This window comes from Nonomuraea sp. NPDC003201 (genome assembly GCF_053590415.1).
On sequence record NZ_JBSFTC010000300.1, the window covers coordinates 1 to 12,808 of the forward strand.

General features: G+C 74.7%; 12 protein-coding genes and 1 pseudogene. All 13 read left to right on the forward strand.

The window, feature by feature from the left end:
- Window positions 1-369, forward strand: a pseudogene (locus ACWDX9_RS50640) (hypothetical protein); the annotation flags it as partial.
- Complete coding sequence (locus ACWDX9_RS50645) at window positions 366-1,553, forward strand: DUF4255 domain-containing protein (RefSeq protein WP_449968637.1); 1,188 nt, start codon at window positions 366-368, stop codon at window positions 1,551-1,553. The pseudogene ACWDX9_RS50640 and the gene ACWDX9_RS50645, both read left to right, overlap by 4 nt.
- The gene (locus tag ACWDX9_RS50650; protein WP_449968640.1) at window positions 1,550-3,646 is read left to right on the forward strand and encodes an ATP-binding protein; all 2,097 of its coding nucleotides are present in this window, start codon (window positions 1,550-1,552) and stop codon (window positions 3,644-3,646) included. Before ACWDX9_RS50645 ends, ACWDX9_RS50650 begins: the two co-directional genes overlap by 4 nt.
- Window positions 3,643-3,876: a hypothetical protein gene (locus tag ACWDX9_RS50655; protein ID WP_449968642.1), complete on the forward strand. Its 234-nt coding sequence runs from the start codon at window positions 3,643-3,645 to the stop codon at window positions 3,874-3,876. Before ACWDX9_RS50650 ends, ACWDX9_RS50655 begins: the two co-directional genes overlap by 4 nt.
- Window positions 3,873-4,553 (forward strand): hypothetical protein, encoded by a 681-nt coding sequence (locus ACWDX9_RS50660; protein WP_364248672.1) that lies wholly within the window; start codon window positions 3,873-3,875, stop codon window positions 4,551-4,553. Before ACWDX9_RS50655 ends, ACWDX9_RS50660 begins: the two co-directional genes overlap by 4 nt.
- The gene (locus ACWDX9_RS50665) at window positions 4,553-4,867 is read left to right on the forward strand and encodes a LysM peptidoglycan-binding domain-containing protein (RefSeq protein WP_449968645.1); all 315 of its coding nucleotides are present in this window, start codon (window positions 4,553-4,555) and stop codon (window positions 4,865-4,867) included. Before ACWDX9_RS50660 ends, ACWDX9_RS50665 begins: the two co-directional genes overlap by 1 nt.
- Window positions 4,857-5,966: a hypothetical protein gene (locus tag ACWDX9_RS50670; protein ID WP_449968648.1), complete on the forward strand. Its 1,110-nt coding sequence runs from the start codon at window positions 4,857-4,859 to the stop codon at window positions 5,964-5,966. The genes ACWDX9_RS50665 and ACWDX9_RS50670 overlap by 11 nt, the downstream gene beginning before the upstream one ends.
- Before the next feature lie 9 nt (window positions 5,967-5,975).
- Window positions 5,976-6,563 carry a phage baseplate assembly protein V gene (locus tag ACWDX9_RS50675; protein ID WP_449968650.1) on the forward strand — a complete coding sequence of 196 codons (588 nt, stop codon included), beginning with the start codon at window positions 5,976-5,978 and terminating at the stop codon, window positions 6,561-6,563.
- A 14-nt stretch (window positions 6,564-6,577) separates the two neighbouring features.
- On the forward strand, window positions 6,578-6,922 hold the full coding sequence (locus ACWDX9_RS50680) for a hypothetical protein (protein ID WP_449968652.1): 345 nt from the start codon (window positions 6,578-6,580) through the stop codon (window positions 6,920-6,922).
- Window positions 6,919-7,287 carry a GPW/gp25 family protein gene (locus ACWDX9_RS50685; RefSeq protein WP_357745506.1) on the forward strand — a complete coding sequence of 123 codons (369 nt, stop codon included), beginning with the start codon at window positions 6,919-6,921 and terminating at the stop codon, window positions 7,285-7,287. The genes ACWDX9_RS50680 and ACWDX9_RS50685 overlap by 4 nt, the downstream gene beginning before the upstream one ends.
- Entirely contained in the window at window positions 7,284-9,911 is a 2,628-nt protein-coding gene (locus ACWDX9_RS50690; RefSeq protein ID WP_449968655.1) for a putative baseplate assembly protein, read from the forward strand. Before ACWDX9_RS50685 ends, ACWDX9_RS50690 begins: the two co-directional genes overlap by 4 nt.
- Before the next feature lie 114 nt (window positions 9,912-10,025).
- Window positions 10,026-12,500 (forward strand): putative baseplate assembly protein, encoded by a 2,475-nt coding sequence (locus ACWDX9_RS50695; protein ID WP_449968658.1) that lies wholly within the window; start codon window positions 10,026-10,028, stop codon window positions 12,498-12,500.
- Window positions 12,497-12,808 (forward strand): phage tail protein (locus ACWDX9_RS50700; RefSeq protein WP_449968661.1); only part of this gene is annotated, 312 nt, incomplete at its 3' end. The genes ACWDX9_RS50695 and ACWDX9_RS50700, both read left to right, overlap by 4 nt.

Consider the following 12,808-nt stretch of genomic DNA (forward strand, 5'->3'; position numbering starts at 1 on the left):
GGCGAACCACAGGATCGCGATCGTGGAGATGTCGTACACGGTGCCGAACCAGTTGCCCAGATATTCGTGCGCCAGGTAGGCCAGCGCCCGGCCTCGCCGCTCCCCGACATCGCCGAAGCCAGGCGCGCGGCAGGCGCACCCCTGCTGAGGGTCGCCGCGGGCCCCGTGCTCGCCGCGCCGGCGCGGCCTTCGCCCGCCCAGGCGGCACAGGACGCTCCCGCGCCGTCGGTGGTCGAGATCTCGATCGGGCGGCTCGAGGTACGCGCCCCGCAGGCCCAGGCCGCCCCGCAGGCCAAGCCGCCGCGCAAGGACCACGCCTCGGTGCTCCAGGCGTACCTGCGCGGCCGGAGCAAAGGGGAGCTGGCATGAGCAACTCCCTCGCCATCGCCGCCGTGACCGCCGCGCTGCGCGCCAGGATCTTCAACCGGCTCGGCGGCCCGCAGGTGACCATCGTGCCGCCGGACCGCGCGCCCGACGAGGTCAACGGCGACCACGTGAACCTGTTCCTGTACCGCACCGACATGCACCCCGCCTTCCGCAACGCCGACCCGCCGGGCGCGCCGCCCGGGGAGTCACCCAAACCGCTGCTCCCGCTGGTCCTGCACTACCTGCTGGCCGCCTACAGCAACGACGAGGGCACCGCCCACGAGTTGCTCGGCGCCGCGATGCTGGCCTTGCACGACACCCCGATCCTGCCGGGGGAGGAGATCCGGGCCGCCACGGCGATCCCGCTGCCCGGCAGCGACCTGCACCTGCAGCTCGAGAACGTGAAGGTCAGCTTCGAGTCGCTGAGCCAGGACGACATCGCCAAGATGTGGACCGCGTTCGCCACGCCGTACCGGGTCTCGGCGTCCTACCAGGTCTCGGCGGTGCTCATCGACAACCCCGCGCCCGGCGCCGCGCCGCTGCCCGTGCTCAAGCGCGGCCCCGACGGCAGGTCGCCGGTCGCCCACCCGGACGCCGCCTCGCCTTTCCCCGCGCTCACCGGCATTCGGTACGGCGTCCCGGGGAGCCCGGTCGCGCTGCCCGGCGAGACCGTCACGCTGAGCGTCCGCAACCTCCCCGCGGGCGCCCTCGTGGCCCACCTGCGTCATCTGCGGGTGCCGGCCGCGGCCGAGGTCCACCTCCCGTCTCCGGGAACCGACGAGGTCGCCGTCGCGCTGCCCGCCACCGGGCTGCCCGCGGGACCGTGGGCGATCTCCCTGACGCCCGCGTCCGGCGGGGTGCCCACCAACGAGGTCCCCCTGGCCGTCGCCCCCGAGATCATCGCGCTCGCCGCCACCCCGGCCGGTGGCACCCCGGCCAGGACCACGGTGACCGCGACCGTCGCCGATCCGGTGCTGGTCGGCCAGCAGGCGGCCGTCCTCGTGGGCGGCCTGCACCTGCCGGTGCCCCTGCTGACCGCCGGCACCGGCACGCTCTCGGTCGTCGCCGCGATCCCGCCGGGCACGTACAAGGTCCGCGTCCGCGTGGACGGCGTCGACACCGACATCGTCGACCGGGCCACGGGCGCCTTCAAGTCCGGCCCCACGGCAGAGGTGGTGATCCCATGACCGACGCGCCCGCCTGGGAGCAGGCCAACGGCGCCTACCTGAAGGCGTCCCTCGACTGGCTGGCCGTCCGGCTCGCCGGCCTCACCCCGCAACCCCCGGGTCCCGCCCAGCGGTCTGAGCCGGAGCCGCCGGAGACGAGGAAGGGCTGGCGCAGGACCCGTGACCGCTCCGGCGAGGTCCCCCGCACCACGGCCGCCGCGCCTCTCACCGGCAACGCGCCAGAGGGAGAGACCGCGGCGCAGGCGATGGCGGGCGCGCGGGAGGCCGCGGCTCGGGCGATGGCGGGCCTCGGGGCCCCCGCTCTGGTGCAGATCGCCGAGCGGCTGGGGCTGAGCGACTTCGAACGGGACGTGCTGCTGCTGTGCGCCGCCCCCGCGATCGAGCCCGGCATCACCGCGCTGATCGCCGCCGCACAGGGGGAGCCCGCGCCCACCTTCGCGCTGGCGCTGCGCCTGTTCGACGACGCCCGCTGGGACGTGCTCTCGCCCGAGCGGGGCCTGCGGTTCTGGCGGCTGGTGGAGCCCGTGGGCGCGGGAGCCCAGCCGCTGGCCGTCGTGCCGCTGCGGGCCGACGACCGGATCGTGGACCTCATCAGAGGGCTCAACCGGCTCGACGAGCGGCTGACGGGGCTGGTCGAGCACCGCCCCGACCCGGCGGCGGGCCTCGGGCTGCCCCGCTCGTCGCAGGCCGCGGCGGACGCCCTGGTCGGCGCGGCGCTGACCGACACGCCCGACGGCCGCTTCCCGGTGATCCAGCTGCTCGGCGGCGATGAGCCGAGCTGCGAGCTGGTCGCCGTACGGGCCATGGCGCTGCTCAACCGCGAGCTGTACCACCTGCCGGTCGGCGCGCTCGTGGCGGCGGGGGCGGACCAGGACCTGGTGGCCAGGCTGTGGCAGCGCGAAAGCCTGCTGCTGCCGATGGCGCTGCTGCTCGACGCCGTGGACGCCGACCTGGCCGACCCCGCCACCGCTGCGGCGCTGCGGCGCTTCCTGTCCCAGGTGGGCGGGCTCGTCCTGCTGGCCACGCGCGAGGTGTGGCCGGTCACCGACCGGGCCACGTCGGTGATCGACGTCGGCCGGCCGACGCTCGCCGAGCAGGCCGAGCTGTGGGCGGCCGCGACCGGGCTGCCCCTGGAGGGGGCGCCGCGCACGCTGGCCGGCCAGTTCCGGCTGAGCGTCCCCGCCGTCCACCGCATCGCCACCGCCCTGCGGCCCGTGCTCGACGCCCCCGACGGGCGCGCGCGCCTGTGGGCGGCCTGCCGCAGCTCGGCCAGGCCGAGGCTGGAGGCCCTGGCCCAGCGGACGGTGCCGCAGGCCAGGTGGGAGGACCTGGTGCTGCCCGGCGAGCAGACGGACCTGCTGCGCGGGCTCGTCGCGCAGGTGCGGCACCGCGCCAGGGTCATGTCCACCTGGGGGTACGGGGAGCGCCGGGCACGCGGCAACGGCGTCACCGCGCTGTTCAGCGGCCCCAGCGGGACGGGCAAGACGTTCGCGGCCGAGGTGCTCGCCCACGAGCTCGGCCAGGACCTCTACCGCGTCGACCTGTCGGCCGTGGTCAACAAGTACATCGGCGAGACCGAGAAGAACCTGCGCAGGGTCTTCGACGCGGCGGAGGACGGCGGCGCGCTGCTGCTGTTCGACGAGGCCGACGCGCTGTTCGGGCGCCGCAGCGAGGTGCGTGACAGCCACGACCGCTACGCCAACATCGAGGTCAGCTACCTGCTCCAGCGGATGGAGGCCTACGAGGGGGTCGCGGTGCTGGCCACCAACCTGCGTGCCGCGCTGGACCCGGCCTTCCTGCGGAGGCTGCGGTTCGTCGTCGACTTCCCGATGCCGGGGCGGGAGGAGCGCAGACGGCTGTGGTCGGCGGCCTTTCCCGCGGGCGTGCCGCTCGGCGGCCTCGACCTCGACGCGCTCGTGGACCTGCCGGTCACGGGCGCCGCCGTACAGGCGATCGCGCTGGGCGCCGCGTTCCTCGCCGCGGACGCGGGCGAGCCCGTCGACACCGCGACGGTGCTCACGGCGGCGCGGGCGGAGTTCCGCAAACTGGGCCTGCCGCTGACGGTCCCGCACCCCGAGCGGGTGGGCCGGTGACGCGCATCGTGCTGCACATCGACAGGGTCGTGCTGGACTCGGCGGGCCTCTCCCGGCAGGAGCTCATCGACGCTCTGTCCGAGGCCGTACGGCGGGATCTGGCGGGCGGGCCCACTCGACAGGCCGCCCGGCGGCGGTTGAGCGTGGACGCCGCGGACGGCTCCGCGCCGGGGCTGGCACAGGCCGTCGTCGGCGGGATCCAGGGACTGTCGGAAGGCGGGCAGCGGTGAGCGCGCAGTTCGCACCGGGGACGCCCGTGGTGCCGAGGGGCGGGCTCGTCCTGCTCGACCCCGCCGACGGCACGGTGCTCAGGGTCATCACCCTGCAGTACAACCCGGACACCATCACCCGCACGCTCCAGCCCCAGGGCGTGGGCGCCGAACCCGGCGACCGCAGCGAGGCGCTGCGGCTGCGCGGGCCCGCGCACGAGACCATCAAGCTCGAAGCGGAGCTCGACGCGACGACGCAGCTCGAAGACCCCTTCGCACCGGGCAACGACGCCGTCGCCGCGTACGGCCTGCTGCCCGTCCTGGCCACGCTGGACCTGCTGGTGAACCCGACGGCCGGCGCCCTGATCGCGCAGGACGAGGCGGCCCGCAAGGGCGCCTTCGAGATCGTCCCCGTCGAGTCGCCGCTGACGGTCTTCGTGTGGAGCCGCGAGCGCGTGGTGCCGGTCAGGCTCACCGAGTTCACCGTCACGGAGGAGGCGTTCGACTCCAACCTCAACCCGATCAGGGCCAAGGTGTCGCTGTCGATGCGCATCCTCACCGTCGACGACCTGGGGTTCACCCACCGGGGGAGCGGCCTGTTCATCGGCCACCAGCGGCGCCGCGAGCAGCTCGCCGCGCTGCACCCGTCCGACCAGCTGCGCACCCTCGGCCTCGACGGCCCGCCAGGAGGCACCTGATGTTCACCGCGACCAGTCGCTACCAGGGGATCGAGATCGCCACCCACCGGCCGGAGGGCGGCGAGCCGATCCCGTACGTGCGCCGCAGGTTCCTGCCCGACCGGCGCACGCTCACCGTGATCGCCGTGCATGTGGTGCGCGACGGCGACCGCCTGGACCGGATCGCCGCGCTGCACCTCGACGACCCCGAGCGCTTCTGGCAGATCGCGGACGCCAACCCGATGCTCGACCCCGCAGACCTCACCGCCCGCCCGGGACGGCGGCTCGACGTCGCGCTGCCCACCGCGACCATCGGGAGCCCGCATGGCTTCTGAGCTGCTGCTGTCGCTCAGACTCGGCGCGGTGCGGGCCGAGCGGGTGCCGCGCGAGGTCGTGGACGCGCTGCTGTCGGTGCAGGTGAGCGAGGGGGTGGGCCAGCCGGGCGGGTTCCGGCTGTCGTTCGGCATGGGCAAGCGGTCGCTGCTGTTCCGCGAGCTGCTGCCCTCGGGGGCGCTCGACCCGCCGGCCAGGGCGCAGATCGTCGTGACGATCAGAGGCCAGGCCACCGTGCTGATGGACGGTGTCGTCACCCGGCACGAGGTGACGCCGTCCGCCGAGCCCGGCCAGGCGCGGCTCACGCTCACCGGCGAGGACGTCTCCCGGATGATGGACATCGTCGACTTCACTGGCGTGCCGTACATAGGTCTGCCGCCGGAGGCGCGGGTTGCCGTGATCTGCGCCAAATACCCGATGTATGGGCTCGTCCCGAAGATCGTGCCGAGCGTCAAGCTGATCACCCCGAACCCGATGGAGTCGATCCCCGCGCAGCAGGGCACCGACCTGGCCTACGTCAAGGCGCTCGCGGCGCAGGTCGGCTACCAGTTCTACGTCGAGCCGGGGCCGGACCCCGGGGTCAACTACGCGTACTGGGGGCCGCTGGTCAAGGCCGGGCCGCCGCAGCCCACTCTGTGGGCCAACGCCGACGCGACCACCAACGTCGAGACGCTGACGTTCACCTTCGACGGGTTCTCCGCGACGCAGTACGTGGCGCTGGTCCAGGAGCCGGTCACCAAGTTCCCCATCCCCGTCCCGATCCCGGACATCACCCCGGTCAACCCGCCGATGGGCGCCCGCAAGCCGCTGCCGCTGAAGACGTCGGTGGTCAGGGGCCTGGCCAAGCTGTCCCCCCTGGAGGCGGGGTTGGTCGCGCTGGCCAGGGCCGCCGACGGCTACGAGGTGATCAGCGGGCAGGGCACGCTGGACGTGCTGCGCTACGGCCAGCCGCTGCGCGCCCGCCGTCCCGTCACGGTGCGCGGCGCGAGCCTCGGCTACGACGGCACCTACTTCGTCAAGAGCGTCACCCACGACATCACGCGCGGCGGCTACACCCAGCAGTTCACCCTCACCCGCAACGCGTTCCTGCCCCTCTCCTAAGGACCTGCCATGAACATGGACGAGCTCGGCTATGTCGAGTCTCCCGGCTTCTTCGGCCCCGCCGAGCGCGAGGACGCCGAGCCGCCGGGCACCAGACGTTTCTTCGGCAAGTACCGGGGCTCGGTGCTGAACAACATCGACCCTCTCGGCAAGGGACGGCTGCTGGTCAGCGTGCCCGACGTGCTCGGCGTGCTGCCGTCGACGTGGGCGATGCCGTGCGTGCCGCTGGCCGGGCTGCAGATGGGCTTCTTCGCCGTGCCGCCGCCCGGCGCCGGGGTCTGGGTGGAGTTCGAGCAGGGCAGCCCCGACAGCCCCATCTGGGTGGGTTTCTTCTGGGGGAGCCGGGAAGAGGCGCCCGCCACCGCCAAGCTGCTGCCCCCGGCGGCGCCCGCGCTCCTCATCGAGACCATCGGCAAGAGCAAGATCGCCCTGTCCGACACCCCGGTGGCCCCGATGAAGGGCAGCGGCGTGCTGCTCCAGTCCCAGTCGGCGGCCATCACGGTCGACACCTCGGGCGTGACCATCACCGCGCCGGCCATCAACCTCGTCGGGCTCGTCAACATCAACAACGGCGCGCTCGTCGTGAAGCCGGCCTGAGAGGGGTGCCGACGATGCCGGGTTTCCTCCTGACCGTCGCCTCGCAGGTGACCTGCCTGCACCAGGGCAAGGCCACGATCGTCCCCGGCCAGACCGTGGTCCTGGCCGGGGGCGCGCCGGTGGTGACCGTCGGCGACGTGGTCGCGGTGGCGGGCTGCGCGCTGTCGGGCGCGACCCCGCCGAGCCCCTGCGTCACCGTCGACTTCGCGCTGGCCGCCTCCACCCGGGTCTTCGTGCTCGGCAAGCCGGTCGTCCTGGAGCCCGCGGGACCCGGCGCCGGTGTCAGCCAGTCGGCGGCCAAGGCCCCCCAGGGCACGCCGGTCATCACCTCGACGCAGCTCAGGGCGGCGGGATCATGAGCACCCACCTCGACTTTCCCTTCCACGTCGACGCGCACGGCAGATCGGCCACCACCACGGACGAGGACCACGTGCGCGACATGGTCGAGCAGCTGCTGTTCACGATCCCGGGGGAGCGGGTCAACCGGCCCGACTTCGGCACCGGCGTCCTGCGGCTGGTCTTCGCCCCCAACAGCCCCGAACTGGCCGGGGCCGTCGAGTACACCCTCCAGGCCGCCCTGCAGCAGTGGCTGCCCGACGACCTGCGGGTCGAGCGCGTGGACGTGCGGGCCGAGGAGGGGGCGCTGCTGGTGTCGGTGGCGTACGTGCTGCTGCTGACCGGGGAGCTCAACTCGGTCACCGTCGAACGGAGGACCGGGCCATGACGGCCGACGAGGGCTGCCCGCCCCGCGCGCGGCGGGAACGGGACCGCGCCTGCGGATGGGGCGGCATCGCGGGCGTGCAGGTCGACAACGAGGCGCGCACGTTGCGGCTGGTGCTGCTCGGCAAGGCTCCCGAGCCCGTGCCGGAGGCGGACGACGTCGCCATCACCGGTCCCGGGCGCGTGGTGCGGGCCGTCCACGTCGAGGTGGTCGCCGCGCGGGCCGGTCGCTACGACGAGCTGGTCGTCCACCTCGACCGGCTCGGGGACCGCTCGCCGTACGAGGTGGAGCTGGCCTGCGCGCAGGACCTCGACCCCCGATACGCCCGGGCCGCCTTCACCTTCACTGGCACCTTCACCGGCACCTTCACTGGCACCTTCACCGGCGACTGCGGCGAGGAGAGCGACTGCGGCGCGACGGCCCCCTGCCCGCCGGGCGAGGAGGACCGGGCGGTCATCGACTACCTCGCCAAGGACTACGCGAGCTTCCGGCGGCTCATCCTGGACCGGCTCGCGCTGACCTCCCCCTCCTGGACCGACCGGCAGATCCCCGACCTGGGCGTCACGCTGGTCGAGCTGCTCGCCTACGTCGGCGACCAGCTCTCCTACCGCCAGGACGCGGTGGCCACCGAGGCGTACCTGGGCACGGCCCGGCTGCGGACGTCGGTGCGGCGGCACCTGCGGCTGGTCGACTACCGGATGCACGACGGCTGCAACGCGCGCACCTGGGTGCACCTGGAGGTCGAGGAGCCGGGGGTCCTGCACGCGGGCGGCTACCGGTTCGTGACGGCGGTACCGGCGCTCGGCGGCCGCCCGATGGTCTCGGAAGGCGAGCTGCGCCGCCTCGCGCCCGGCGGCGGCTACCAGGTGTACGAGCCGGTGCTGCAGCACGACGTGGCCGTCAGCCCCGCCCGCAACCGCATCCGGCTGTGGACCTGGGGCGGCGAGGAGTGCTGCCTGCCGCGCGGCGCGACCACCGCGACGCTGGTGGACGGCTGGTGCGACGAGGAGCGGTCGGAGCGGCTGCTCGGCCTGTGCCCCGGCGACGTGGTGATCTTCGAGGAGGTACGCGGCCCGCTGACCGGGGTGCCGGGCGACCGGGACGTCACCCACCGCCAGGCCGTACGGCTGACCGAGGTCGAGGAGCTCGACGACCCGGTCTACGACCAGCCGCTGCTCCGGGTGAGCTGGGCGTGCGCCGACGCCCTGACGTTCGACCTGTGCCTGGCCGCCATCGGCGGCGAGGAGTGCTGCCTGTTCGAGGACGTGAGCGTGGCCAGGGCCAACGTGGTCCTCGTCGACCACGGCGCCACCGAGACCGGCACGCTGACCGTGCCCGAAGGGGAGCCTGGTCCCGTGCGGTGCGAGGGGCTCGGCCGCCCGGAGCGCGACCCCGTACGGGTGCGCTTCGAGCCCGTGCTGCCGCACGCGCCCCTCACCCGCCGCGCGCCCTACCCCGCTCCCGAGACCGTCGCGGCGGGCCAGGCCCTGACGCTGGCCCGCATCCCCGCTGACACCACACCCCGGCCGCGTCAGCTGGCCAGGCTGGCCAGGCTGACCGCCCAGGCCCGCCTCGGCCTGCCGCTGGACGCCGCCGACGCGGCCGAGGTGGCCGCCACCTGGGGCGCAGGCGCGGGGCTCGACCCCGCCGAGCCGGTCGCCGCCGGTCCCGCCGCCGCCGCGCTCACCCAGGACCCGCGTACGGCACTGGCCCAGCTGTGGCTCACCTCCGACCGCGAGACGTGGACGGTGCGGGCCGACCTGATCGGCAGCGGCCCCGAGGACCGGCACGTCGTCGTCGAGGCGGACGACGAGGGCAGCTCGCACCTGCGCTTCGGCGACGGAAAGTACGGCCGCGGGGTCCGCCCCGGCCAGCGCTTCGAGCTGCGCCTGCGGATCGGCAACGGGACGGCCGGCAACGTCGGCCCCGAGGCGGTGGCCCACCTGGTGGCCTCGTGCCCCATCGCGGTGCCCGTGACCGGCGTACGCAACCCGCTGGCCGCAACGGGCGGCATCGACCCCGAACCGGTCGCCGAAGCCCGCCTGCTCGGCCCCACCGCCTACCGGCACCGCCTGATACGGGCGGTCACCGCCGAGGACTACGCCACGATCGCCGCCGCCCAGCCGGGAGTCCAGAGCGCGGCCACCGACCTGGCCTGGACCGGCGGCTGGTACGAGGCCGACGTGGCGATCGACCCCCTGCGCGGCCGCTGCGGCGAGGAGTTCCCCCTGGAGGCGGTGCGGACCCGGCTGGAGCAGGTCCGGCGGATCGGGCACGACCTGCGGGCCGACCCGCCCCGGCTGGTCGCGGTCGACCTCGGGCTACGCGTCTGCCTGGCGGCGACCGCGGCCCGCTCGGCCGTCACCGTCGCGCTGCGGGCCCGGCTCGGCGACGCGCCGGGCGGCATGTTCGACCCCGACCGCCTCACCTTCGGCACCGGCCTGTACGTGAGCCGGATCCTGGCCGAGGCCATGGCCGTGCCGGGAGTGGTGTCGGCGAGCGTCGTCCGGCTGGCCCGCACGGTCTCCACCGGGCCGCCCGTGCCTCCCGGCGGCGCGCTGGCGTTCGGCCCGCTGGAGATCCCCTCGGCCGGGACGTTGACGCTGGATCTCGTGGGAGGGCGGTGAGCCGGTATGAGCTGCGGTGAAGCGGCGGGATGTTGCGGGCGGTGCGCTTCGGGGACACCGCTGCCGCCCGGAAAGGTGGCCAACCCGCCAGGAAGGTCGAGCCTGAGCGTCCGCGTGGGCACCCGGGCGGCGTTCCTGGCCAGGATGATCGGGCGGCTGGCCTCCGCCGACCATCCCGAGCTGGCCAGGCTCACCACGCGCGCCCCCGACGACCCCGCGCTGGCGCTGCTGGACGCGTGGGCCTGCGTCGGCGACGTGCTGACCTTCTACCAGGAACGCATCGCCGACGAGGGCTACCTCGCGACGGCCAAGGAACGGCGCTCGCTGGTGGAGCTGGCCGCGCTCGTCGGCTACCGGCCCCGGCCGGGGCTGGCGGCGAGCGCCTGGCTGGCCTACACCCTCGACCCCGACCCCGGCGACCCGCTCGTGCGGGTGCCCGCGGGCGCCAGGGTGCAGAGCGTGCCCGACCCCGGCGCCAAGCCGCAGATCTTCGAGACGGCCGAGGAGCTGGTGGCCCGCCCGTCGTGGGGCGCGCTGCCGCCCAGGCTGCGCCGCCCGACGCGGCTGACCCGCTGCCGCGTGGCCTCCCTGCGGGTGGTGCACGTCGAAGGGATCGCGACCGGGCTCGCGCCCAACGACCGCCTGCTCTTCCACTTCACCGACGGATCGCCCCTGCTGAGGATCGTCGAGTCGGCGGAGACCGATCTGGACGCGCAGGTGACCGCCGCCTGGCTCCAGCTGTCCCCGGCCCTGTCCCCGGTCGGGATGGCCGAGGACGGCGACGAGGAGGCGGAGTTCGTCCGGCTGGAGGTCCTGCGGGCCAAGGCGGCCACGTTCGGCTCCGCCGCCCCGCTCCCGCCCGCGACATCCGGCGGGGTGGTCGGCGAGGTCGCCGCGGACGACTCCGACTGGGAGCTCGACGAGGGCCTGTACGACTCCGACGCGGGCGCGCGCACCCTGCTCCCGCTCGACGCCGACTACCCGCGCATCCTCCCGGGAAGCTGGATCGTGGTGGTCTCCGGCGACGGCCTCGTGAACGTCAACCTCGTGAAAGAGGTGCGCACGCTGGGCCTGGCCCGCTACGGCGTCTCCGGCAGGGTGACCGCGCTCGTGCTGGTGGCGCCCTGGTTCCCCGAGGAGCACGGCGACGCCGGGCGCTCCCTGTCCGAGCTGCGCGGCTACACCTTCTACGTCCAGGCCGAGCCCCTCACCCTGGCCGACGAGCCCATCACGGGGCCCGTCGAGGGCGGCTCGATCGACCTCGGCGTGGTGATCCAGGACCTGCCGACCGGCCGTACGATCGTCGTGTCCGGGATGCCGCAGGACGCGGGCCCGCTCACCCCGCCGAGCGGCGAGGTCGCGCGGGTCATCGGCACCCGGCGGGTCTCCTCGTCGGGGGGCGTGCCGGACCACACCGTGCTGGACCTCGCGGCCCCGCTGCGCGGCAGCTACCGCCGCTCCACCGTCACCGTCTGGGCCAACGTCGTACGCGCCACGAACGGCGAGACGAAGCTCGAACCCGCGGCCGGCAGCGGCGACGCCGGCACGGCCGGCCAGCGCTTCACCCTGGGACAGCAGCCGCTGACGTACCTCGCCACCCCCGACGCCGACGGCGCCGAGGCGGAGCTGATCGTCAGGGTGGGCGGGATCGCCTGGCACGAGGTCCCCGAGCTGGCCTGGGCGGGGCCGTCCGAGCGGGCCTACCAGCTGAGCGTGGACGCCGCGGGCGGCGCGACCGTCGAGTTCGGCGACGGCCGGCGCGGATCGCGGCTGCCCACCGGCACCGGCAACGTGGCCTTCACCTACCGCGTGGGCATCGGCAGGGCGGGCAACGTGCGCGCCGGGCAGCTCAGCCAGCTGCAGACCAAGCCGCTGGGCATCAGCGCGGTGACCAACCCGCTGCACGCGAGCGGCGGCACCGACCACGACGCGGACTCGGCGCTGCGCGGCCGGGCGCCGCTGCCCACGCTGGCCATGGACCGGCTGGTGGGCCTGCGCGACTACGCGGACTTCACCCTGGCCCGCGCGGGCATCGGCAAGGCCGCGGCGACCCGCCTGAGCGCGGGCGGCAGGGAACTGGTCCACGTGACGGTGGCGGGCGTGGACGACGCGCCGATCGAGCCGGACTCCGACCTCCTGCGCGGCCTGCTCGCGGCCTGCCGCCGCTACGGCGACCCCGGCGTGCCGGTCGCCGCGGCGCCGCGCACCCTGTGGAACGTCGTCCTGGAGGCGAACGTGTGGATCGACGCCGACCGCGCCCCCGACCTGGTCGGCCCGCAGGCCCGCGCGGCCCTGGAGTCGGCGTTCGGGTTCGACGCGCGGGCTCTCGGGCGCAGCCTGTATCTGTCCGAGGTCGTCGCGGAGCTCCAGCGCGTGCCCGGCGTCGCGTTCGCCGACGTCGTACGGCTGGGCGCCACCCTCGGCACGACCGCCCCCGACGCCGCCGCGGTCACCGGCGTGGCCGACCGGATACCCGCGAAACCGGCCAGGACCCGGGCCGACGGCGTCCACATCGACCCCGCCGAGCTCGTCCTGATCACACCTGGCCTGGACGGGTTCGTCGTCCTGCACGTGGAGGTGGCCCGATGACCCGCGACGAGCTGGCCGCGCTGCTGCCCGCCATCCACCGCAGCAGGGACGAGGAGCGGGGCCACCCGCTGCGGGCGCTGCTGCGGATCATCGAGGAGCAGGTACGCGTCATCGACGACGACCTCGACACCTGGTACGCCAACTGGTTCGTCGAGACCTGCGACGAGTGGATCGTGCCGTACGTCGCGGCCCTGGTCGGCATCGACAGGGAGGGCGTCTCGCGCGCCGAGGTGGCGGACGCGGTGGCCGTACGCCGCCGCAAGGGCACCGCCGCCGCGCTGGAACAGCTCGCCTTCGACGTCGCGGGC

What these genes read in the sequence shown, in the direction of transcription:
- ACWDX9_RS50665 (WP_449968645.1), top strand. Translation starts at nt 4,553, where the DNA reads ATGTTCACCGCGACCAGTCGCTACCAGGGGATCGAGATCGCCACCCAC.
- ACWDX9_RS50680 (WP_449968652.1), top strand. Translation starts at nt 6,578, where the DNA reads ATGCCGGGTTTCCTCCTGACCGTCGCCTCGCAGGTGACCTGCCTGCAC.
- ACWDX9_RS50645 (WP_449968637.1), top strand. Translation starts at nt 366, where the DNA reads ATGAGCAACTCCCTCGCCATCGCCGCCGTGACCGCCGCGCTGCGCGCC.
- ACWDX9_RS50670 (WP_449968648.1), top strand. Translation starts at nt 4,857, where the DNA reads ATGGCTTCTGAGCTGCTGCTGTCGCTCAGACTCGGCGCGGTGCGGGCC.
- ACWDX9_RS50685 (WP_357745506.1), top strand. Translation starts at nt 6,919, where the DNA reads ATGAGCACCCACCTCGACTTTCCCTTCCACGTCGACGCGCACGGCAGA.
- ACWDX9_RS50675 (WP_449968650.1), top strand. Translation starts at nt 5,976, where the DNA reads ATGAACATGGACGAGCTCGGCTATGTCGAGTCTCCCGGCTTCTTCGGC.
- ACWDX9_RS50650 (WP_449968640.1), top strand. Translation starts at nt 1,550, where the DNA reads ATGACCGACGCGCCCGCCTGGGAGCAGGCCAACGGCGCCTACCTGAAG.
- ACWDX9_RS50690 (WP_449968655.1), top strand. Translation starts at nt 7,284, where the DNA reads ATGACGGCCGACGAGGGCTGCCCGCCCCGCGCGCGGCGGGAACGGGAC.